The 20,537-nt window shown below is 73.2% G+C and carries 19 protein-coding genes and 1 riboswitch; of the genes, 8 read left to right on the plus strand and 11 right to left on the minus strand.

Going from position 1 to position 20,537, the window contains the following annotated elements:
- The first annotated feature begins 31 nt into the window (after positions 1–31).
- Positions 32–790, plus strand: coding sequence for a decaprenylphospho-beta-D-erythro-pentofuranosid-2-ulose 2-reductase (locus ABZ818_RS19690; RefSeq protein WP_361415955.1), 759 nt, complete (start codon positions 32–34; stop codon positions 788–790).
- A gap of 80 nt (positions 791–870) precedes the next feature.
- On the opposite strand, the gene ABZ818_RS19695 is transcribed toward ABZ818_RS19690, so the two are convergent.
- The gene (locus ABZ818_RS19695) at positions 871–1,452 is read right to left on the minus strand and encodes a 2'-5' RNA ligase family protein (RefSeq protein ID WP_361415957.1); all 582 of its coding nucleotides are present in this window, start codon (positions 1,450–1,452) and stop codon (positions 871–873) included.
- Between the two features lie 162 nt (positions 1,453–1,614).
- Positions 1,615–2,628, minus strand: coding sequence for a tryptophan--tRNA ligase (trpS, locus tag ABZ818_RS19700; protein ID WP_361415959.1), 1,014 nt, complete (start codon positions 2,626–2,628; stop codon positions 1,615–1,617).
- 131 nt (positions 2,629–2,759) lie between these two features.
- Between trpS and ABZ818_RS19705 the strand changes: the two genes are divergently transcribed.
- The 4 genes from ABZ818_RS19705 to ABZ818_RS19720 all read left to right on the plus strand — a co-directional run bounded on the left by ABZ818_RS19705 (position 2,760) and on the right by ABZ818_RS19720 (position 5,840).
- A complete protein-coding gene (locus ABZ818_RS19705) occupies positions 2,760–3,326 on the plus strand; it encodes a sigma-70 family RNA polymerase sigma factor (protein WP_361415961.1) in 567 nt (188 codons plus the stop codon).
- The gene (locus ABZ818_RS19710) at positions 3,319–4,209 is read left to right on the plus strand and encodes a hypothetical protein (RefSeq protein ID WP_361415963.1); all 891 of its coding nucleotides are present in this window, start codon (positions 3,319–3,321) and stop codon (positions 4,207–4,209) included. Before ABZ818_RS19705 ends, ABZ818_RS19710 begins: the two co-directional genes overlap by 8 nt.
- 118 nt (positions 4,210–4,327) lie before the next feature.
- Positions 4,328–5,080, plus strand: coding sequence for a hypothetical protein (locus tag ABZ818_RS19715; RefSeq protein WP_361415965.1), 753 nt, complete (start codon positions 4,328–4,330; stop codon positions 5,078–5,080).
- A gap of 52 nt (positions 5,081–5,132) precedes the next feature.
- Entirely contained in the window at positions 5,133–5,840 is a 708-nt protein-coding gene (locus tag ABZ818_RS19720; RefSeq protein ID WP_361415967.1) for a hypothetical protein, read from the plus strand.
- Positions 5,841–5,897: 57 nt separating this feature from the next.
- Here ABZ818_RS19720 and ABZ818_RS19725 read toward each other — a convergent pair whose 3' ends face one another.
- Complete coding sequence (locus ABZ818_RS19725; RefSeq protein ID WP_361415969.1) at positions 5,898–7,352, minus strand: glycine hydroxymethyltransferase; 1,455 nt, start codon at positions 7,350–7,352, stop codon at positions 5,898–5,900.
- Between the two features lie 30 nt (positions 7,353–7,382).
- Positions 7,383–7,471, minus strand: a riboswitch (ZMP/ZTP riboswitch).
- A 115-nt stretch (positions 7,472–7,586) separates the two neighbouring features.
- Between ABZ818_RS19725 and rocD the strand changes: the two genes are divergently transcribed.
- Both rocD and ABZ818_RS19735 read left to right on the plus strand, forming a co-directional pair.
- Positions 7,587–8,792, plus strand: coding sequence for an ornithine--oxo-acid transaminase (rocD, locus tag ABZ818_RS19730; protein ID WP_361415971.1), 1,206 nt, complete (start codon positions 7,587–7,589; stop codon positions 8,790–8,792).
- A gap of 102 nt (positions 8,793–8,894) precedes the next feature.
- Positions 8,895–9,743 carry a hypothetical protein gene (locus tag ABZ818_RS19735; RefSeq protein WP_361416022.1) on the plus strand — a complete coding sequence of 283 codons (849 nt, stop codon included), beginning with the start codon at positions 8,895–8,897 and terminating at the stop codon, positions 9,741–9,743.
- 30 nt (positions 9,744–9,773) lie between these two features.
- On the opposite strand, the gene ABZ818_RS19740 is transcribed toward ABZ818_RS19735, so the two are convergent.
- Positions 9,774–11,192, minus strand: coding sequence for a PLP-dependent aminotransferase family protein (locus tag ABZ818_RS19740; protein ID WP_361415973.1), 1,419 nt, complete (start codon positions 11,190–11,192; stop codon positions 9,774–9,776).
- 128 nt (positions 11,193–11,320) lie between these two features.
- Here ABZ818_RS19740 and ABZ818_RS19745 point away from each other — a divergent pair, with 128 nt between their 5' ends.
- Positions 11,321–11,770, plus strand: a complete 450-nt coding sequence (locus ABZ818_RS19745) for a carboxymuconolactone decarboxylase family protein (protein WP_361416024.1) — start codon at positions 11,321–11,323, stop codon at positions 11,768–11,770.
- A 63-nt stretch (positions 11,771–11,833) separates the two neighbouring features.
- On the opposite strand, the gene ABZ818_RS19750 is transcribed toward ABZ818_RS19745, so the two are convergent.
- The 7 genes from ABZ818_RS19750 to ABZ818_RS19780 form a co-directional block, all read right to left on the minus strand.
- Positions 11,834–12,790 carry an ABC transporter substrate-binding protein gene (locus ABZ818_RS19750; RefSeq protein WP_361415975.1) on the minus strand — a complete coding sequence of 319 codons (957 nt, stop codon included), beginning with the start codon at positions 12,788–12,790 and terminating at the stop codon, positions 11,834–11,836.
- A 1-nt stretch (position 12,791) separates the two neighbouring features.
- Positions 12,792–14,735, minus strand: coding sequence for an ABC transporter permease subunit (locus ABZ818_RS19755; RefSeq protein WP_361415977.1), 1,944 nt, complete (start codon positions 14,733–14,735; stop codon positions 12,792–12,794).
- A complete protein-coding gene (locus tag ABZ818_RS19760; RefSeq protein ID WP_361415979.1) occupies positions 14,735–15,871 on the minus strand; it encodes a glycine betaine/L-proline ABC transporter ATP-binding protein in 1,137 nt (378 codons plus the stop codon). The genes ABZ818_RS19755 and ABZ818_RS19760 overlap by 1 nt, the downstream gene beginning before the upstream one ends.
- A complete protein-coding gene (locus ABZ818_RS19765; protein WP_361415981.1) occupies positions 15,871–17,400 on the minus strand; it encodes a GMC oxidoreductase in 1,530 nt (509 codons plus the stop codon). Before ABZ818_RS19765 ends, ABZ818_RS19760 begins: the two co-directional genes overlap by 1 nt.
- Before the next feature lie 107 nt (positions 17,401–17,507).
- A complete protein-coding gene (locus ABZ818_RS19770; protein WP_361415983.1) occupies positions 17,508–19,034 on the minus strand; it encodes an aldehyde dehydrogenase family protein in 1,527 nt (508 codons plus the stop codon).
- A gap of 201 nt (positions 19,035–19,235) precedes the next feature.
- On the minus strand, positions 19,236–20,150 hold the full coding sequence (locus ABZ818_RS19775; RefSeq protein WP_361415985.1) for a hypothetical protein: 915 nt from the start codon (positions 20,148–20,150) through the stop codon (positions 19,236–19,238).
- A 12-nt stretch (positions 20,151–20,162) separates the two neighbouring features.
- On the minus strand, positions 20,163–20,516 hold the full coding sequence (locus ABZ818_RS19780) for a hypothetical protein (RefSeq protein ID WP_225079001.1): 354 nt from the start codon (positions 20,514–20,516) through the stop codon (positions 20,163–20,165).
- Positions 20,517–20,537: the final 21 nt, after the last annotated feature.

The following is a 20,537-nucleotide window of genomic DNA, read 5'->3' on the forward strand; positions in this document are numbered from 1 at the left end:
CACGCATAACCGGACGATACAGTCGTCTGCCGTGAAGGATGCCTCCGGTCGTCTCCCCCGGTCCCTGCTCGTGCTCGGCGGCACATCCGAGATCGCCCTGGCCACCGTGCGCCGCCTGATAGCGCGTCGCACCCGCACCGTGTGGCTGGCGGGCCGCCCGTCACCGGCCCTGGAGGAGGCTGCCGCACACCTGCGCGGCCTGGGCGCGGAGGTGCGCACCGCCCCCTTCGACGCGCTCGACTGCGCGTCCCACGAGACCGTCCTCGGCAAGGTCTTCGCCGAGGGCCGTATCGACATGGTGCTGCTGGCCTTCGGCGTCCTCGGCGACCAGGCGTACGACGAACGGGCGCCGCTGAACGCGGTCCGGGTCGCGCAGACCAACTACACGGGGGCGGTGTCCGCGGGGCTGGTGGCCGGGCAGGCGCTGCAGAACCAGGGGCACGGCTCGCTCGTGGTGCTCTCCGCGGCCGCCGGCGAACGCGCCCGCCGCGCGGACTTCATCTACGGCTCCAGCAAGGCCGGTCTGGACACCTTCACCCAGGGCCTGGGCGACGCGCTGTACGGCACCGGGGTGCACGTCATGGTCGTACGCCCCGGGTTCGTGCGCTCCAGGGCGACCGCCGGCCGCGAGACCGAACCCTTCACCGTCACCCCGGAGCAGGTCGCCACCGCCGTCGAACTCGGCCTGCGCAGACGCTCGGAGACGGTGTGGGTGCCCGGTGTGCTCCGGGTGGTGACGTCCGTACTGCGGCATCTTCCGCGCGCGGTCTTCCGGCGGCTGCCGCTGTAGCCGCCGCTTCCGCACCGCCTGTTCGCCGCCGGGGCGGGTCCGTCCCTACCGGGCGGCATGCCTACCGGGGGGCGGCGTGCCTACCGGGCGGGCAGCGTGCCGCGGTCCACGGGGGCCGCCTGCGGGGGCACCACCGTACTGCCGCCGAAACCGAACTCCCGTAGTTTGCGCCACACCCCGTCGGCGCCCTGCTCGTGCAGGGCGAATCCGGTGCACGGCCACTCGGCCTCGTACCCGGCGAGTTCCTCGAAGGCGCGGTCCATCGCCGCGTCGTCGATGCCGTGCGCCACCGTCACATGCGGGTGGTAGGGGAACCGGAGTTCGCGTGCCACGGGCCCGGAGGCGTCGCGGACCTGCTTCTGCAGCCACGTGCACGCCTCGGCGCCCTCGACGACCCGTACGTAGACCACCGGGGACAGCGGCCGGAAGGTGTCCGTGCCGGACAGCCGCATGGTGAAGGGGCGCCCGACCGCCGCCACCTCCGTCAGATGGGCTTCGACGGCCGGCAGCTCCGCGGAGTCGACCTCCGTCGGCGGCAGCAGGGTGACGTGCGTGGGGATGCCGTGAGCCGCGGCGTCGCCGAAGCCCGCGCGCCGCTGCTGGAGCAGGCTGCCGTGGGGCTCCGGGACCGCGATCGACACGCCGATCGTTACGGTCCCCACGTCGTCTCCTTCGTCGTGCCGGGTGGGTTTTCTGTTTCGTTCTCAGCCGTTTCGTCACCGCCGTCCGGCTATGACTGTACGACCACGGCACCGTTGTGGGCAGGCGCAGCCACAGTGATGTACAGCGCTCTGCCCGGCGGTACGCGTGTGCGGTGGTGCGCCTCAGTGCTTGGCGGGCAGGAAACCCACCCGGTCGTACGCCTGGGAGAGGGTCTCCGCGGCGACCGTGCGCGCCTTCTCCGCGCCCTTGGCCAGGATCGAGTCCAGGGTCTCCGGGTCGTCCAGGTACTGCTGGGTCCGCTCCCGGAACGGCGTCACGAACTCGACCATGACCTCGGCGAGGTCCGTCTTGAGCGCACCGTAGCCCTTGCCGGCGTACTTCTCCTCCAGTTCGCCGATACCCGCCCCGGTCAGCGTCGAATAGATCGTCAGGAGGTTGCTGACGCCCGCCTTGGTCTCCGGGTCGTAGCGGACGACGGTGTCGGTGTCCGTGACCGCGCTCTTGACCTTCTTGGCGGTGGCCTTCGGGTCGTCGAGCAGGTTGACCAGGCCCTTCGGCGTGGACGCCGACTTGCTCATCTTGATCGTCGGGTCCTGGAGGTCGTAGATCTTCGCCGTCTCCTTGAGGATGTACGCGCCCGGGACGGTGAAGGTGTGGCCGAAGCGGCCGTTGAAGCGCTCGGCGAGGTCGCGGGTGAGCTCGATGTGCTGGCGCTGGTCCTCGCCCACCGGCACCTCGTTGGCCTGGTAGAGCAGGATGTCGGCGACCTGGAGGATCGGGTACGTGAACAGGCCGACGGAGGTCCGGTCGGTGCCCTGCTTGGCGGACTTGTCCTTGAACTGGGTCATGCGGCCGGCCTCGCCGAAGCCGGTGAGGCAGTTCATGACCCAGGCGAGCTGGGCGTGCTCGGAGACGTGGCTCTGGACGAACAGCGTGCAGCGGTCCGGGTCCAGCCCGGCGGCCAGCAGTTGGGCGGCCGCGACCCGGGTGTTGGCGCGCAGCTCGGCCGGGTCCTGCGTGACCGTGATCGCGTGCAGGTCGGCGAGCATGTAGAACGCGTCGTGGCTCTCCTGAAGGGCCACCCACTGGCGGACGGCGCCGAGGTAGTTGCCGAGGTGGAACGATCCGGCCGTGGGCTGGATTCCGGAGAGCACGCGGGGTCGGTCAGTCGCCATGCTCACCATTCTCTCAGGTATGGGGGCCCGATCCGGAACCGGCTGGAAACAGGTGGGAACCGAATCGTCCAGCGCGGTGTAACAAGGGTGTGAGAACGCGGGAGGGGGGCCGCATCGTCGATGAGGCCGCGGTGATCGCACGCGTACGCGCCGGAGAGCCGGAGGCGTACGCGGAGCTGGTGCGAGCCCATACGGGCATCGCGCTCAGGGCGGCCACCGCGCTCGGGGCGGGGGCGGACGCGGAGGACGTGGTGCAGCAGGCCTTCGTCAAGGCGTACTGCGCCCTGGGCCGGTTCAGGGGCGACTCGGCCTTCAAGCCGTGGCTGCTGTCGATCGTGGCCAATGAGACGAGGAACACAGTGCGCGCCGCGGCCCGGCGGCGCACGCTCGCCGGCCGGGAGGCGGCGTTCGCGGAGGCCGAGCCACTGATACCGGAGTCGGCGGACCCCGCAGTGGCGACGCTGCGCACGGAGCGCCGCGCCGCCCTGCTGGCCGCGCTGGAACAACTGAGCGAGGAGCACCGCCTGGTCGTCACCTACCGCTATCTGCTGGAGATGGACGAGTCGGAGACCGCCCAGGCCCTGGGCTGGCCCCGCGGCACGGTGAAGTCCCGTCTCAACCGCGCCCTGCGCAAGCTGGGCCGGCTGCTGCCGGATGCCCGGACCCAGCCCCGGGAAGGAGGTGAGGAGCGTGCGTGAGCAGGAGGGGGCGGGAACCCCCGGGCTGCCGGAGGAGCTGCGGGCGCTCGGGCGGTCGCTGGACGCGCCCGGGGCGGCGGGGCCGGCGGGTCCGGAGGCGGGACCCGAGTCGATGGTGGAGCGGGTGCTTCAGCAGATACTGGCCGATCAGGTGCCGGTCCCGGTGGCCGAGCCGGCGGGTGCCGGTGAGCGGCTGCGGGCGGTGCGGCGCTGGACGCGGACGCGATGGCGTTCCCTGATGGCGGCCCTGTGCGGTCTGCTGACGGTCCTCGCGCTCACTCCCCCGGTACGGGCGGCGGTCCTCGACTGGTTCGGCTTCGCCGGTGTCGAGGTGCGGTACGACCCGTCGGCGGTGCCCTCGCCCGGCGTCGAGGTCCCCGGTTGCGGCCGGTCGCTGTCCTTGGAGCAGGCCCGGCGGCAGACGGGCTTCGAGCCCCTCGTGCCGGACGCGCTCGGCGTGCCGGACGCGGTGACGGTGACCGACGAGCCGCGGGGACGGTTCCTGGTGACCCTGTGCTGGCACGAACAGGGGCGGACGATACGGCTCGACGAGTTCCCGCAGCGGCTGGACGTCAGCTTCGCCAAGAGCCTGCGGGAACCACCGGAGTGGATCACGCTGGACGCGCCGTCGGCCGATGGCGTTCAGGACACCGCCCTGTGGTTCCCGAGGCCGCATCTGCTCAGCTTCTGGCTGATGGACGCCGACGGCCATCGCTTCACCCGGAGCAGGAGGACCGCCGGTCCGACGCTGCTGTGGATGCACGGGAGGGGCGACGACACCGTGACGCTCCGGCTGGAGGGAGTGGCGTCGAAGGCGCGCGCGACGCGGATCGCCCGGTCGGACCTGCTGGAGTCCGGGACTTCCGGGCGGCCTTCGCCCTAGGTGTGCTGATCGGACAGGTTGGTGACGCGGGGTGGGAACCCGGACGGGCCGGGCGGTGTACCAGAAGTGATGCGCGGCCCGGGGCGGGCCGCGCCGGATTCGGCCGGTGGGGGTTCGGATGGGCAGGTGGAGGGTTCGTGAACTGACCGCGCTCATGGGCGCGTTGACGATGGTGCTCGCCGTGATGGTGTGGGGCGCGTCCTCCGCGGCGGCGGGCGGTCCGACCAGTGTGCTGGTGACCTCGCCGCAGAGCGGGGAGGCCGGCGCGCTGTACTACTCCGCGAAGGAGTACGGGCAGTTGGAGAGGCTCCTGGGCCCGGCGGGCTCGGGCAGCCGCGACAAGCCGCCCGAGGCCGACCTGGTCCACGCCCGGCAGATCAACGTGACCTGGCTGGCGCACGACATATCACCGTGGCGACTCGACCAGGTCTTCCCGGTGACCGGCGATAGCGCCGTCTGGATCCACACGGCGGCGAACGTGCCCGAGTCCATGAACGGGTACTGGCACCGCGCCGAGCAGCCCGCCCGGCTGCGTGCCCTGCTCGCGGAGCTGGGCGTGATGGGCAAGGCCTCGGCGGGGGGCCAGGGGTACAGCGGCATCTTCCCGGCGCCGTGGCAGGCGGAAACGGCCGCACCGGACACCGCCGCACCGGACACCGCCGGACCCGACGCGGACGAGGGGACGCAGACGGTGCGGGTGAGTGTGCCGGCCGCGGGTGGCGACGGCACCGACTGGTGGTGGGCGATACCGGGAGCGGCGGCCGGGGCGGTGCTCGCGCTGGTGCTGCGGCCCTTCGCTTCGAGGCTCCCGCTCGACCGCCTGCGGCGGCAGCGGGACCCGGGGCCCCGGCAGGAGCTGCGGGACGTGTAGGACGCGCGCCAAGGACGAGAGACGTGCGCGGGGGGACGGAGGGGGTGGTCGGATGGCACTGCGCGGCGGGCGCTCGGCGCCATGGCTGATCTCGGTGCTGCCGGTGGCGGTGGCCGGAGTGGGGGTGCTGCTGTGCGGGGTGCCGGCGGTCGCGGCGGCCTCGGACGGGGGCGGTGAGCCGCGTGCGCCGGATGTGGCCCTGGTCGTCGCGGGCGGTTCGGGGCGGACCCGGGCGTTGCACCTGGGCGATCGCGACTTCGCCCGGCTCCGGGAGTTGCTGCGCCCGGCGTACACGGGGACGGAGCCGGTGCCGGACGCCTGGGCACGGGGGCGGCATCCGGGGGTGCGGGTGACCGTGGTGTGGGGGCTGACCGGGGTCGGAGGGTGGCCGGTGACGAGCAGGCCGCCGGGAGGGGATGTGGCCGTGGAGCGGCAGGACCAGTTGATCGTGGCGGAGGACGGCGCACCGTGGGTGCGCTCGGACCTGGCCCCGGATGTGGAGGACGACGACATCCGCTGGCACCGGGCGCCACGGGACCTGTACGAACGGCTGGCCCGCACGGGGCTGCTGGGTGACGTGGACGGTGCGCCCGGCAGGACTCCGGGCGGCAGTCCGGACGGCCGGGGTGATCACTTGTGGTGGGCGGCCGGCGGGCTGGCCGCCGGGGCCGGCGGCACGCTGCTGATATGCCGCGCGGCGGCCCGGCGCGGTGCCGGACCGCCGCGGGAGGAACCACGGCAGGAGCTGATCGACCTGTGAGTCCTGTGCCCTGTCAGTCCAGTGCCCTGTGACCTGTGAGTCCCGTGCGGGGACGGGTCAGCCGAGGTCGATCTCCTGGTAGAGGGGGAAGACCGCCACGAGGTCCGTGGCCCGGTGGGCGATCTCGTCCGCGATCTTCGGGTCGAGGACGTGCTGGGCCTTGGACGGGGTGCCCTTGCCGGTGGTGCCGGGCTCGGTGGCCGTCAGGACGCGGTCGATCAGGCCGGCGACCTCGTCCATCTCGGCGGTGCCCAGACCACGGGTGGTCAGCGCGGGGGTGCCGATGCGGATGCCGGAGGTGTACCAGGCGCCGTTGGGGTCGGCCGGGATCGCGTTGCGGTTGGTGACGATGCCGGACTCGAGCAGGGCGGCCTCGGCCTGACGGCCGGTGAGGCCGTAGGAGGAGGCGACGTCGATCAGGTTGAGGTGGTTGTCGGTGCCTCCGGTGACGAGGGTGGCCCCGCGGCGCATCAGACCCTCGGCGAGGGCGCGGGAGTTGTCGACGATGCGCTGGGCGTAGTCCTGGAAGGAGGGCTGCCGGGCCTCGGCCAGGGCGACCGCCTTGGCGGCCATGACGTGCGGGAGGGGGCCGCCGAGGACCATCGGGCAGCCCCGGTCGACCTGGTCCTTGAGGGAGTCGTCGCACAGGACCATGCCGCCGCGCGGGCCGCGCAGGGACTTGTGGGTGGTGGTGGTCACGATCTGGGCGTGCGGGACCGGGTCGAAGTCGCCGGTGAGGACCTTGCCGGCGACCAGGCCCGCGAAGTGGGCCATGTCGACCATGAGCGTGGCGCCGACCTCGTCGGCGATCTCGCGCATGATCCGGAAGTTCACCAGGCGCGGGTAGGCGGAGTAGCCGGCGACGATGATCAGCGGCTTGAACTCGCGGGCGGAGGCGCGCAGGGCCTCGTAGTCGAGGAGGCCGGTGGCCGGGTCGGTGCCGTAGGAGCGCTGGTCGAACATCTTTCCGGAGATGTTCGGGCGGAAGCCGTGGGTGAGGTGTCCGCCGGCGTCCAGGGACATGCCGAGCATGCGCTGGTTGCCGAAGGCCTGGCGCAGTTCGGCCCAGTCCGCCTCGGAGAGGTCGTTGACCTGGCGGACCCCGGCCTTCTCCAGGGCGGGGGCCTCCACGCGCTGGGCGAGGACGGCCCAGAAGGCGACGAGGTTGGCGTCGATGCCGGAGTGCGGCTGGACGTAGGCGTGGCGGGCGCCGAAGAGTTCCTTGGCGTGCTCGGCGGCCAGCGACTCGACGGTGTCGACGTTGCGACAGCCGGCGTAGAAGCGGCGGCCGATGGTGCCCTCGGCGTACTTGTCGCTGAACCAGTTGCCCATGGCCAGCAGGGTGGCCGGGGAGGCGTAGTTCTCGGAGGCGATCAGCTTGAGCATCTCGCGCTGGTCGGCGACCTCCTGGCCGATGGCGTCGGCCACGCGCGGCTCGACGGCGCGGATCACGTCGAGGGCGGCACGGAAGGCGGTGGACTCGTTGGACAGGGGCGCGGTGTTCTCAGGCATCGGGACCTCCGGACGTGGCATCGGCGTTCACGTTACGGCCCAGGCGCACGGCACACTTTCCGCTCGGGCCGCTCCCCGATGGTCGGTCCCATCCCAGCGCGCCAGTCACGGCCCGTCGTCAGCCTACCGGGCGCACCCCACGGCGCAGTTCCCGCGTCCGCCATGCGAGCGAGGATAGGAAGGAGGACAACCTCCCCTTCCCGGGGGAGGCGCCCCTCGTCCTCGGGAGCCGCCGTGACCGCCACGGAAGACCTCATCGCCGCAGCCGACGCCCACAGCGCACCCATCTACCGCCCGCTGCCCGTGGTGATCGCCACGGCGGAGGGCGCGTGGATGACGGACGTGGAGGGGCGCCGGTACCTCGATCTGCTGGCCGGTTACTCGGCGCTGAACTTCGGGCACCGCAACCGGCGGCTGATCGAGGCGGCCAAGGCACAGATGGAGCGGGTGACACTGACCTCGCGGGCCTTCCACCACGACCGGTTCGCGGCGTTCTGCGAGCAGCTGGCGGAGCTGTGCGGCATGGAATCGGTGCTGCCGATGAACACGGGCGCCGAGGCGGTGGAGACGGCCGTGAAGACGGCCCGGAAGTGGGGTTACCGGGTCAAGGGCGTGCCCGGGGAGATGGCGAAGATCGTGGTCGCGGGCAACAACTTCCACGGCCGTACGACGACGATCATCAGCTTCTCCACCGACCCGGAGGCCAGGGCGGACTTCGGGCCGTACACGCCGGGCTTCGAGATCGTGCCGTACGGGGACCTGACGGCGATGCGGTCGGCGATGACGGAGAACACGGTCGCCGTGCTGCTCGAGCCGATCCAGGGCGAGGCGGGGGTGCTGGTGCCGCCGGCCGGTTATCTGCCCGCGGTGCGGGAGCTGACACGGGAGCGGAACGTGCTGTTCGTCGCCGACGAGATCCAGTCGGGTCTCGGGCGCACCGGCCGTACCTTCGCGTGCGAGCACGAGGGGGTGGTGCCGGATGTGTACGTGCTCGGGAAGGCGCTGGGCGGCGGGATCGTGCCGGTGTCGGCGGTGGTGTCCTCGCGGGAGGTGCTCGGCGTGTTCCGGCCGGGCGAGCACGGGTCGACGTTCGGCGGGAACCCGCTGGCGTGCGCGGTGGCGCTGGAGGTGATCGCGATGCTGCGCTCGGGCGAGTTCCAGGCACGGGCCGCGGAGCTGGGCGGGCATCTGCACCGCGAGCTGGAGCGGCTGGCCGGCACGGGCCGGGTGCGGGCGGTGCGCGGACGCGGGCTGTGGGCGGGCGTGGACGTGGACCGGTCGCTGGGGACCGGGCGGGAGATCGCCCGGAAGCTGATGGACCGGGGCGTCCTGGTGAAGGACACCCACCCCTCGACGATCCGGATCGCCCCGCCGCTGGTGATCGGCGAGGAGGACCTGGACTGGGGGCTGGCCCAACTGCGGGCGGTGCTCGGCGCGTAGCCAGTTGACACACGGAGTCCGGCAGGAGCCGGCGGTGCGTGCGGCCGGATCGGGCGGTGCGCGGATCCACCGCTCCCCTAGAGTCGCCTCGTGCTCTTCGGAATGGTGTGCGCGCTCGGTGCGGCGGTGTGTTTCGGCATGGCAACGGTGCTTCAGGCCATCGCCGCACGGGCCGCGGCGGACACCGGCGGGGACGCGGCGCTGCTGCTGCGGGCGGTGCGGCAGTGGCGGTACCTGGCGGGCCTGGGCCTGGACGGCCTCGGGTTCCTGCTCCAGATCGCGGCCCTGCGCTCGCTGCCGATCTATGTGGTCGGCGCGGCCCTCGCCGCCAGCCTCGCGGTGACGGCGGTGACCGCGTCCCGGCTGCTGCGGGTGCGGCTGAGCGCGGTGGAGTGGTCGGCGGTGGGCGTCGTCTGCGCCGGTCTGGCCATGCTGGGGCTGGCCTCGGGCACGGAGGGCCGCGAGGACGGCTCGGCGGCGCTGAAGTGGGCGATGCTCGGGGCGGCGCTGGCCGTACTGCTGCTCGGGGCGGTCGCCGGCCGCCTGCCCGAACGCGTCCGTGCCCTGCTGCTGGGCCTGGGCGCGGGCTTCGGCTTCGGCGTGGTCGAGGTGACGGTGCGGCTGATCGACTCGCTCGCCCCGGCGGCGCTGTTCACCAACCCGGCGGCCTACGCGCTGCTCCTCGGCGGCGGAGCCGCCTTCCTGCTGCTGACCTCGGCCCTCCAGCGCGGTTCGGTCACCACGGCCACCGCGGGCATGGTCATCGGCGAGACGATCGGCCCCGCGGCGATCGGGGTGGTGTGGCTGGGCGACCGCACCCGCGAGGGCCTGGCCTGGCTCGCGGTGCTCGGCTTCGCGGTGGCGGTGGCGGGCGCCCTGGCGCTGGCGCGGTTCGGGGAGGCGCCGGCCGAGGAAGAACCGGCCGGGAAGGTGCCTGCCGAGCAGGGGTGACCACCGCCCGGCGGTCCGCCCGACGGGCCGTCAGGGCAGCACCCGGCACAGGGCGTCCAGGGCCGCCGCCCACGCGTGGTCCGGTGGGGTGCCGTAGCCGACGACCAGGGCGTCCAGCGGTGCCACGGCGGCCTGCTCGTGGCGGAAGCGGGACAGCCCGTGCAGGGCGAGGCCCTGCCAGGCGGCCGCCTGGACCACCGCGGGTTCGGTGCCGGGCGGCAGGCGCAGCACGGCGTGCAGACCGGCGGCGATGCCGGTGGGGCGGACGTCGGGCGCGCGGGTGGCGAGGGCCTCGACCAGGGTGTCGCGCCGCCGGCGGTAGCGCAGACGGGCCGAGCGCACATGGCGGTCGTAGGCGCCGGAGGTGATGAACTCCGCGAGCGTCAGCTGGTCCAGCACCCCGCAGGTGTCGGAGGGCCCCTTGGCGGCCGTGGCCTCCGCCATGAGGGACGGGGGCAGCGCCATCCAGGCCAGGCGCAGGCCGGGGGCCAGGGACTTGCTCGCCGTGCCCAGGTAGACCACGCGGTCGGGGTCCAGTCCCTGGAGCGCGCCGACGGGCTGGCGGTCGTAGCGGAACTCGCCGTCGTAGTCGTCCTCCAGGATCAGGCCGCCGGTGCGCCGGGCCCAGTCCGTCACGGCCGCGCGCCGGTCGGGGCGCAGGGGCACGCCCATCGGGAACTGGTGGGCGGGGGTGAGCAGGACCGCTCCGGGGCCGCTCAGTTCGCCGGTGACGGTGCCGAGTTCGTCGAAGGGCAGCGGGCGGGTGCGCAGGCCCGCGCGGGCCAGGAGGTCCCAGTGCACGTCGAGGCCGTACGACTCGACGGCGACCGTGGTGACGCCGCGGGCCCGCAGCACCGTGCCGAGGATCCGCAGTCCGTGCGAGAAGCCCGCGCACACCAGCAGGTGGTCGGGGTCGGTGCGGACGCCCCGGACGCGGGCGAGATGGCCGGCGAGCGCGGTGCGCAGTTCGGGCCGGCCGCGCGGGTCGCCGTAGCCGAGGGCTTGGTGGGGGGCGGCGGCCAGGGCGCGGCGGGCGGCCTTGAGCCACTGGGTGCGGGGGAAGGAGGCGAGGTCCGGGGTGCCGGGGACGAGGTCGTGGACGGGGCGGGGGCGTTCGCGGGGATGCCGGGCCGAGCCGGTCTGCCGGACGTCCGCGCTCGGCGGCGGCCCGAACGGCGAGGCGGGTGCCCCCGTGGCCACGCGCGTACCCGAGCCCTGGCGGGCGGTGAGCCAGCCCTCGGCGACCAGGTCGGCGTAGGCGTCGGCGACCGTGTTGCGGGCGATGCCCAGGTCGGCGGCGAGGCTCCGGGAGGAGGGCAGCCGGGTTCCGGGGGCCAGGCGGCCGGTGCGGACCGCCTCGCGCAGGGCGTCGGTGAGGCCGCGGCGCACGCCGGGGCCGGCCGGTTCCAGATGCAGGTCCACGCCCAGAGTGGCCCATGATTCCGCCATGGAAATGGACCATACTCCTGGGCTGCTTCGCTCATAGGGTCGGGCGTATGGCTACGACGACGAACACCGGCGAACACACGGACACCATCGAAGGCGCGCCCGCGTACGCGCCCGAACACGAGCCCCGGATGCAGTGGGCCAAGCACGCCCCCGAGGTCTACAAGGCGATGGTCCGGCTGGACGCGGCCGCGGGCCAGGGCCTCGACCCGCGGCTGCGCGAGCTGGTCAAGATCCGCGCCTCGCAGCTGAACCACTGCGCGTTCTGCCTGGACATGCACACCAAGGACGCGCTCGCGGCCGGCGAGAGCGTGGAGCGGATCGTGCAGCTCGGCGCCTGGGAGGAGTCGCGGCACTTCTACACGGAGAAGGAGCTCGCGGCGATCGAGCTGACCGAGGCCGTCACGGTCCTCACCGACGGCTTCGTGCCGGACGAGGTGTACGAGAGGGCTGCCGCGCACTTCGAGGAGGCCGAGCTGGCCCACCTGATCGCCTCGATCACGGTGATCAACGCCTGGAACCGGTTCGGTGTGACGGCCCGCGCGGTCCCGGGCCACTACACGCCGGGGCAGTACAAGTGACGCCCCCGGTCCAGGGGCCGCCCGCGCCCCTGGACCGGAAGGCCCGGCGGGCCCCGGCCGCCCTCAGGGCAGCCACGCCTTCCACGTGGACCGGTGTCCGTCCACCCACTTCTTCGCCGCCTCGGCCGGGGTGAGCTTCTGGTCGGCGATCATCAAGGAGACCTCGTTCTGGTCCTCGGTGGTCCACTTGAACTTCTTCAGGAAGGCGGCCGCCGCGCCGCCGGACCGGGCGAAGTCGGCGTTGAGGTACTTCCGCAGCGCCGTGTGCGGGTAGGCGCAGGCGACCTTGGCCGCGTCTGCGTCGCAGCCCTCCTTGTACGGCGGCAGGCGCACCTCCGTCATGGGGACCTTCTCGAACAGCCACTGCGGCGCGTACCAGTACGTCAGGAAGGCCTTCTTCTCCTTGGCGAACTGCTTGATCTGGGTGATCTGCGCCGCCTCGGAACCGGCGAAGACCACCTGGTAGTTCAGGTTCAGGTTCTTCACCAGCGCCTTGTCGTTGGTGACGTAGGACGGGGAGCCGTCCAGCAGCTGGCCCTTGCCACCGCTCTCCGCGGTGCGGAAGAGCGGGGCGTACTTGTCGAGGTTCCTCCAGTCGGTGATGTCCGGGTACCGCTTGGCGAGGTACGTCGGGACGAACCAGCCGATGTGCCCGGTCACCCCGAGGTCGCCGCCCCGCGCGATGGTCTTCTTGTCGTCGACGTAGCGCTTCTCCTGGTCGGGGTGGCCCCAGTCCTCCAGGATGGCGTCGACGCGGCCCTGGCTGAGCGCGTCCCAGGCGGGGACCTCGTCGACCTGGACGGTGTCGACGCGGTAGCCCAGCTCGTGTTCGAGGAGGTACTGGGCGACGGCCACGTTGGCCTGCGCGCCGACCCACGACTGCACGGACAGGGTCACGGTCTTCGAGCCCCGCGCGCCCGCGAACGGCGAGGCCTGCCGGGTCATGTCGGCGGCGCCGCAGCCGCAGGTCAGCGCCAGCACCGCGACGGCGGTGGTGGTGAGAGTCGTACGACGTCCCATGTCAGGCTCCCTTCCTGGTGCGGCGGCCGGTCGGCTGCGTCACCCGGTCGAGCATCAGGCCGAGGCAGACGATCGCCGCGCCGGCGACCAGGCCGGTCGCCAGGTCGCCCTGGGCGAGGCCGAAGACCACGTCGTAGCCGAGCGCGCCGCCACCGACCAGGCCGCCGATGATGACGACCGCGAGGACGAGCACCACGCCCTGGTTGACGGCGAGCAGCAGCGCCGGGCGGGCGAGCGGCAGCTGCACCTGGCGGAGCTGCTGGCCGCTGGTCGCGCCGAGCGAGCGGGCGGACTCCAGGGCCGCCGGGTCGACCTGGCGCAGGCCCTGCGCGGTGATCCGGACGACCGCGGGCAGGGCGTAGACGACGGCGGCGGCGACGGCCGGGGCGCGGCCCACGCCGAACAGCGCGACCACCGGAATCAGGTACACGAACTGCGGCATCGTCTGGAAGACGTCGAGGACCGGGCGCAGCAGCTTCTCGACGCGGTCGCTGCGGGCGGCGGCGACGCCGGTCACGAAGCCGAGGACGAGAGTGACGGCGACGGCCGCCAGCACCTGGGACAGGGTGTCCAGGGACGGCTTCCACACGCCGAGCACACCGATGGCGGCCATGGCGAGGACGGCGGTCAGCGCGGTGCGCCAGGTGCCGATCAGCCACGCGAGGGCGGCGACGATCAGCAGCACCGACCACCACGGCAGCCACTGGAGGCCGGAGCGGACCGGGTCCAGGATCCAGGTGGTGAAGTGGCCCGCCCAGTCGGCGGTGCCGCCGATGTACGGGACGCCGGAGTACAGGTGGGCGGTCATCCAGCCGACGGCGCGGTTGACCGGCTCGGCGATGCCGACGGTCCAGTCCGCGGGCCAGTCCGGGCTGCCCGCCAGGCGCGCGGCCAGGGCGACGGCCACGGTGGCGACGGCGGCGTAGGCCCAGGGGCGGACGCCGTGCCGCTCCTGCCCGAGGCGCTCTCCGGCGGCTCCGGTCACCCGGTCCAGTACGACGGCCAGCAGCACGATGGGGATGCCGGCCGCGAGGGCCGCGCCCACGTCGACCGAGGCGAGCGCCTGGTAGACACGGTCGCCGAGGCCGCCGGCGCCGATCACGGAGGCGATGACCGCCATGGACAGCGCCATCATGATCGTCTGGTTGACGCCGAGGAGGAGTTCCTTGCGGGCCAGCGGGATCCGGGCGGTCAGCAGGCGCTGGCGTGCGGTGGCGCCGAGGGAGTCGACCGCCTCCAGCACCTCCGGGTCCGCGCCGCGCAGGCCGAGCGCGGTCAGCCGGGCCATGGGAGGGGCGGCGTAGACGACCGTGGCCAGGACCGCGGCGGGTACGCCGATGCCGAAGACCAGGACGACGGGGAGCAGGTACGCGAACGCCGGGAGCACCTGCATGGTGTCCAGGACCGGGCGCAGGACCCGGTCCATGCGGTCGGACAGGCCCGCGGCCAGACCGAGCAGGGTGCCCACGAGGACGGAGGCGAGCACCGCGACCACCATCAGGGCGAGCGTCTGCATGGTCGGCACCCACATGCCGAGCAGTCCGCAGGCGACGAAGGCGGCGGCCGTGCCGAGGGCGAGCCGGACACCGGCCACGCGCCATGCCACGAGGGCGGCGGCGGCCGTGACGCCCGCCCAGCCGGCGGCGAGGAGCGTGAGGTAGACGGCGCGCACGGAGATCACGACCGCGTTGCTGACGTGGCCGAGGAAGTAGAGGAACAGCGGGTGGCTGTCGCGGTTGTCGATGATCCAGTCGCTGGCGCTGCCGAGCGGGCCGGACAGGTCCACCGTCAGCGCGTGCGGCCAGGTTCCGCTCGACCAGCGGGAGTGGGCCAGCGGGACGAGGACGGCGGCCAGGACCGCGAGGACCAGGAGCTTGTGGCCGGCGGGGCGTTTGAGCACGCCGGGCAGGCCGGCACGGAGGGCCGGTGCGCCGATCGCCGTCATCAGACGGCCTCCGGGGTGGCGTCGGCGTCGCGCGGGACCGCCTCCGCGCGCGCGAGCGGTTCCGTGGCGTCGGTTCCGGCCACCACGGACAGCAGCGCGTCGGAGTCGACGACGCCGACGCAGCGGCCTTCGTCGACCACGCGGGCCGGCGCTCCTGCGCGGGCCACCGCCTCGATGGCCTGCGCGACCGTCGCCTCCGGGGGAACCGCCGGGCCGCTGCCGGCCTCGTCGGCGGAGGCCGGGCGCATGGCCCCGCGGACCGTCAGCACCTGCTCGCGCGGGACGTCCCGGACGAACTCGCGGACGTAGTCGTCGGCCGGGGAGCCCACGATCTCCTCGGGGCTGCCCAGCTGGACGATGCTGCCGCCGCGCATCAGGGCGATGCGGTCGCCGAGCCGGAGGGCCTCCTGGAGGTCGTGGGTGATGAAGACCATCGTCCGGCCCTCCTCCTGGTGCAGGCGGACGACCTCTTCCTGCATGTCCCGCCGGATGAGCGGGTCGAGCGCGCTGAACGGCTCGTCGAACAGCAGCACTTCGGGGTCGACGGCGAGGGCGCGGGCCAGGCCGACCCGCTGGCGCTGACCGCCGGAGAGCTGGGCCGGGCGGCGCTCCTCCATGCCCTTCAGACCGACCTTGGCGACCATCTCGGCGGCCCGCTCGCGCCGCTCGGACCGGGCGACGCCCTGGATCTGGAGGCCGTAGGCCACGTTGTCGAGGACCGTGCGGTGCGGCAGCAGGCCGAAGTGCTGGAAGACCATCGCGGCGCGGTGCCTGCGCAGGGCGCGCAGCCGGGCCCCGTCCATGGCGCGCACGTCCTCGCCGTCGATGGCGATGGTGCCCGCGGTGGGCTCGATCAGCCGGGTCAGGCAGCGCACCAGCGTGGACTTGCCGGAGCCGGACAGGCCCATGACGACGAAGACCTCGCCCTTGCGCACGTCGAAGGAGACGTCGCGGACCGCGGCCGTGCAGCCGGTGCGCTCGCGCAGTTCGGCTGGCCCGAGCGCGCCGAGCTCCCGGTCGGCGGGGACCCGGTCGGCGCGCGGGCCGAAGACCTTCCACAGGCCGTCCACCGAGAAGACGGGGGTGGGCTCGGAGCCGTCGGTGGGCGGTTTGCGCGTGGGGACCTCGAGAGCCATCAGCGCTCACCTCCGAGCAGGTCGACGGCCTTCTCCCCGACCATGAGCACACCGATCATGGGGTTCACGGCGGGCATGGCCGGGAAGACGGAGGCGTCCGCGATCCGGATGCCGTCCAGCCCACGGATGCGCAACTCAGGGTCGACGACCGCGAGTTCGTCGTCGGCGGCGCCCATCCGGCAGGTGCCCGCCGGGTGGTAGACGGTGTGGGCGACCTTGCGGGCGTACTCGCTCAGCTCCGCGTCGCCGAGGATCTCCGGACCGGGGCACACCTCCCGCTTCAGCCAGCCGGCCAGCGGTTCGGTCTGCGCGATCCGGCGGGCGATGCGGATGCCGTCGACGAGGGTGCGGGCGTCGTAGTCGTCCTCGTCGGTGAAGTAGCGGAAGTCCAGGGCCGGCTTGACGGACGGGTCGGCGCTCGTGAGGTACAGCCGGCCCCTGCTCCTCGGCTTGGGGATGTTCGGGGTCATCGACACGCCGTACGGCGGGCGTTCGTAGCCCAGGCGCTCGGGGTTGTCCGTGAACGGGATCTGGTAGAAGTGGAACATCAGGTCCGGGCCCGCGCTTGCGGGGTCGCGGCGCACGAACAGGCCGGCGTCGGAGTCCATCGCGGAGTTCTCCGGGATGGGGCCGTTCGTCTCCCACACGATCACCGACTCGGGGTGGTCGAGCAAGTTCTCGCCGACGCCCGGCAGGTCGTGGACGACGGGGATGCCGAGCTTCTCCAGGTCCGCCTTCGGGCCGATGCCGGAGTGCAGCAGCAGCCGGGGCGAGTCGACGGCGCCCGCGCAGATCACGACCTCGCGGCGGGCCCGTACGAGGAGTTCGGCGCCGTCCTTGGTGCGCACGTGGACGCCCTCGGCGCGGGTGCCGTTCAGCTGGAGCCGGTGCGCCCAGGTCTCCAGCAGGATCGTCAGGTTGGTGCGCTCGTCCATCACCGGGTGCAGATACGCCACGGACGCGCTGGAGCGCTTGTTGTCCTCAGGGTGGTAGGCGAGGTCGAAGAAGCCGGCGCCCTCGTGGAACGGCTTCTTGTTGAAGCCCTCGACGCGCGGCACATCGAGCGCCGTCTGCGCGGCGTCGACGAAGTCGCGGGCGATGGCGTTGCGGTCCTTCTCGTCGACGGCCACGACGTTGTTCTTGAGCCGGGCGTAGTACGCCTCCATCGGGACCGCGCCCCAGCCCTTGGCGCCGGCCGTCTCCCACTCGTCCCAGTCGGACGGCAGCGGCTTGAACGCGATGAGCGTGTTGTGCGAGGAGCACCCGCCGAGCACGCGGGCACGGCTGTGCCGGATGTGGGAGTTGCCGCGCGGCTGCTCGGTGGTCGGGTAGTCGTAGTCCAGTTCGCCGCCGAGCAGGCCCATCCAGCGGCGCAGGGTCAGCACGTCCTCGCGGCCCACGTCGCTGGGGCCGCCCTCGATGACGGCGACGGTGACGTCCGGGTTCTCGGTGAGGCGGGAGGCGATGACGGAACCGGCCGTGCCGCCGCCTATGACGACGTAGTCGAACTCGTGGGTGTTGTCGGGCATCGGGCTCGTACTCCAGTGGGGGGTCAGGAGGTCCGGGGACTTCGATGTCTGCGGTGGTGCCGGAACGCGGCCGCGGCGGCGGGGTGCGCGCCCGCGGCCCACGGGGCTCAGCCGGCGAACCAGCGCACCGGCCTGGGGGCGAGGTTCTGGTAGACGTGCTTGGTCTCGCGGTACTCGGCGAGCCCGGCGGGGCCGAGTTCGCGGCCGACGCCGCTCTTGCCGAAGCCTCCCCACTCCGCCTGCGGGAGGTAGGGGTGGAAGTCGTTGATCCAGACGGTTCCGTGGCGCAGCCGGCCGGCCACGCGCCGGGCACGGCCCGCGTCGGCGGTCCACACGGCGCCCGCGAGCCCGTACTCGGTGTCGTTGGCGAGCGCGACCGCCTCGTGCTCGGTACGGAAGGTCTCGACGGTGAGGACGGGGCCGAAGACCTCCTCCCGGACGACCTTCATCTGGCGGGTGCAGTGGTCGAGGACGGTCGGCTCGTAGAAGTAGCCGGTGGCGGGCCGGCCCTCCCCGGGCTCGGGCCGCTTGCCGCCGCAGCGCGGTACCGCGCCCTCGGCGAGCGCGGAGGCGACGTACGCCTCGATCCTGGCGCGCTGCTGCTCGGAGACGAGCGGACCGCACTCGACACCGGGCGCGGTGCCCCGGCCCAGGCGGATCTTCTGGGCGCGGCGGCCGAGTTCGGTGACGAAGCGTTCCCGGACCGGTTCCTCGACGATGAGCCGGGCGCCCGCGGAGCAGACCTGGCCGCTGTGCAGGAAGGCCGCGTTGAGGGCCTGGTCGACGGCGGTGTCGAAGCCCTCGTCGGTCGCGCAGGCGTCGGCGAAGACGATGTTGGGGTTCTTGCCGCCGAGTTCGAGGGCGACCTTCTTGACCGTGTCGGCGGCGGCCCGGGCCACCTTCGCACCGCTGAGCAGGCCGCCGGTGAAGGAGACCAGGCCGACGTCGGGGTGTTCGGCGAGCCGGGCACCGACGGTGTGGCCGGGGCCGGTGACGATGTTGGCCACGCCCGCGGGCGGGCCCGCCTCGACGAGCAGGTCGATCAGCGCCACGGTGGTCAGCGGGGTGATCTCGCTCGGCTTGATCACGAAGGTGTTTCCGGCGGCGAGCGCCGGGGCGATCTTCCAGCTCGCCTGGAGCAGCGGGTAGTTCCAGGGCGTGATCAGCGCGCAGACGCCGACCGGCTCGTGCACGACGACACTGTGCACGTCGGGCGTGCCCGCGTCCACGACCCGGCCGGGGGCTTCCGCGGCGACGAGGTCGGCGAAGTAGCGGAAGGCGTCGGCGACGCAGTCGACGTCGACGCGGCCCTCCTCCACGGTCTTGCCGGTGTCCCGGCTCTCCAGCAGGCCGAGCTCCTCCCGGTCGCGTACCAGGAGGTCGGCCACCCGGCGCAGCAGGGCGGCGCGCTCGGCGACCGGGGTACGCGGCCAGGCGCCCTCGCCGCCGTCGAAGGCGCGGCGGGCGGCCTCGACGGCCACGTCCGCGTCCTTCTCGTCACCCTCCGCGACCACGGCGAACGGAGCCGCGTCCGCGGGGTCGAGGATCTCGCGTGCCGCGCCGCCGATCGCCTCGCGCCACTCCCCGCCCGCGTGGATGGTGCCGCGCGCACCGTGTCCCGTACTGTCCGCCATGATCGGTACTGCCTTCCGCTCCCGCTCAGTTGCCCTGCGTCACGTCGTGCCCTCCGCAGGGAGAGTGAGCGAGCACCTGCCCCCTTCCATGACGTCCATGCCCGACCGATGGCCGAAAGTGTTCCGAGTCACGGAACTTACGGACATTGCTGGGTGAAAGGGACGCCATGAGGGCGGTCAGGGCGGTTGGACCGCGGCGGATCAGTCTCCGCAGGTGGCGGAGGACGGGCAGAACCAGTCCACGGCCGCGCTGAGGACCTCCTGCTCGTCGTCGCGGCCGTCGGATTCGGGGCCGTAGGAGGCGAGCGCGTACAGCCTGCCGTCGGCGGCCCGGAAGCGTTCGTCCACGACGTGCCAGGTGCCGATGTCCGGTTCGCCCCTGAGGGAGTCGGCCAGGTACTCCAGCCGGGAGCCGGTGAAGTCGCCGCTGTCCAGGTTCACCAGGGACAGCGTCCGGAAGCCCGGGGGCTTGGGCACGTCCGCGGACAGGTACAGGTCGAACGACTCGTCCGGGGAGGACTCCCGCACCTCGTAGACCTGAAGCCGGTGACGGCCCGTGGAATCACGGTAGTTGACGACGTCCATCCCGAACTGCGAGCTCACGGTGGACCGCTGGTGCTGCCAGCCGTCGGGCACGGCGATACGGAAGCCCTCCGGGTCGTCGTAGGCGGCGTAGCCGGCCGGCGGCTCGCCGGCCGACGGGGACGGGGACGGGGTTTCGGTGTCCGGTTCCGGTGAGGCGTTCGTCGTCGGGGGCGGTGCGGTCGCGGCCGGCGTGCCGCTCGCCGTGGCGGCGCCCCGATCGTCGCCGTGCCCTTCGCCACCGGGACCGAGAGTCACCACCAGGGCCACGGCGACACCGACGGCGGCGGACGCGCCGATCACCGCCCAGACGGTGCGGCGGCTGTGGCCGCCGGGAACGGCCGGCGGCGCGGGCGGGGCCGCCACGGGCCACGCGCCGGTGGGCGCGTCGGGATCCCGGACCTCACCCGGCGGCGGTGCCGGCGTATGGCCGGGCCGGGCGGGCGGCGGCGGGGTCGCCCGCGCCACGTCCCGCACGCCGTCCTCCCAGCGCTGGGTCTCCTCGTTCCAGTACCGCCCGCCCCCGTTGGCCACGGTGTTCTCCTCTCACATCCCGAGCAGGCCGGCCACCGTCCCGGCCGACGCGAGCAGGGTCAGCACCGACTGGGCGTCGGTGAGCAGTTCGCGCAGCCGCTGCCGACCGCTCGCTCCGGCGGTGCCGGTGCGGGTGATCTCGTCCTCGGTGTCGGCCAGCGTGGCGTCCAGGTCCCGGGTCTGGTCGGTGCTCCGCAGGCGTCGCAGATCGGCGCGCAGCTCGCGTACGGCCTGGAGCAGTTCCTCATCGGCCGGGTCGCGCGGGGCCGTGTGGTGGTGGCTCTCGGCATGCGCGTGGCTGCCGATGGCGAAGGTGCTGTGCGAGACGTCGCCGATGCTGACGCCCGGCTCATCCGCGGTGGTCATCGCTGCCGGGTCCCTTCTGTC

Source organism: Streptomyces sp. NPDC047453 (assembly GCF_040643155.1).
Lineage (GTDB): Bacteria > Actinomycetota > Actinomycetes > Streptomycetales > Streptomycetaceae > Streptomyces.

What these genes read in the sequence shown, in the direction of transcription:
- trpS (WP_361415959.1), bottom strand. Translation starts at nt 2,628, where the DNA reads ATGGCGACTGACCGACCCCGCGTGCTCTCCGGAATCCAGCCCACGGCC.
- ABZ818_RS19715 (WP_361415965.1), top strand. Translation starts at nt 4,328, where the DNA reads ATGGGCAGGTGGAGGGTTCGTGAACTGACCGCGCTCATGGGCGCGTTG.
- ABZ818_RS19720 (WP_361415967.1), top strand. Translation starts at nt 5,133, where the DNA reads ATGGCACTGCGCGGCGGGCGCTCGGCGCCATGGCTGATCTCGGTGCTG.
- ABZ818_RS19725 (WP_361415969.1), bottom strand. Translation starts at nt 7,352, where the DNA reads ATGCCTGAGAACACCGCGCCCCTGTCCAACGAGTCCACCGCCTTCCGT.
- ABZ818_RS19735 (WP_361416022.1), top strand. Translation starts at nt 8,895, where the DNA reads ATGGTGTGCGCGCTCGGTGCGGCGGTGTGTTTCGGCATGGCAACGGTG.
- ABZ818_RS19740 (WP_361415973.1), bottom strand. Translation starts at nt 11,192, where the DNA reads ATGGCGGAATCATGGGCCACTCTGGGCGTGGACCTGCATCTGGAACCG.
- ABZ818_RS19745 (WP_361416024.1), top strand. Translation starts at nt 11,321, where the DNA reads ATGCAGTGGGCCAAGCACGCCCCCGAGGTCTACAAGGCGATGGTCCGG.
- ABZ818_RS19750 (WP_361415975.1), bottom strand. Translation starts at nt 12,790, where the DNA reads ATGGGACGTCGTACGACTCTCACCACCACCGCCGTCGCGGTGCTGGCG.
- ABZ818_RS19755 (WP_361415977.1), bottom strand. Translation starts at nt 14,735, where the DNA reads ATGACGGCGATCGGCGCACCGGCCCTCCGTGCCGGCCTGCCCGGCGTG.
- ABZ818_RS19760 (WP_361415979.1), bottom strand. Translation starts at nt 15,871, where the DNA reads ATGGCTCTCGAGGTCCCCACGCGCAAACCGCCCACCGACGGCTCCGAG.
- ABZ818_RS19765 (WP_361415981.1), bottom strand. Translation starts at nt 17,400, where the DNA reads ATGCCCGACAACACCCACGAGTTCGACTACGTCGTCATAGGCGGCGGC.
- ABZ818_RS19770 (WP_361415983.1), bottom strand. Translation starts at nt 19,034, where the DNA reads ATGGCGGACAGTACGGGACACGGTGCGCGCGGCACCATCCACGCGGGC.
- ABZ818_RS19780 (WP_225079001.1), bottom strand. Translation starts at nt 20,516, where the DNA reads ATGACCACCGCGGATGAGCCGGGCGTCAGCATCGGCGACGTCTCGCAC.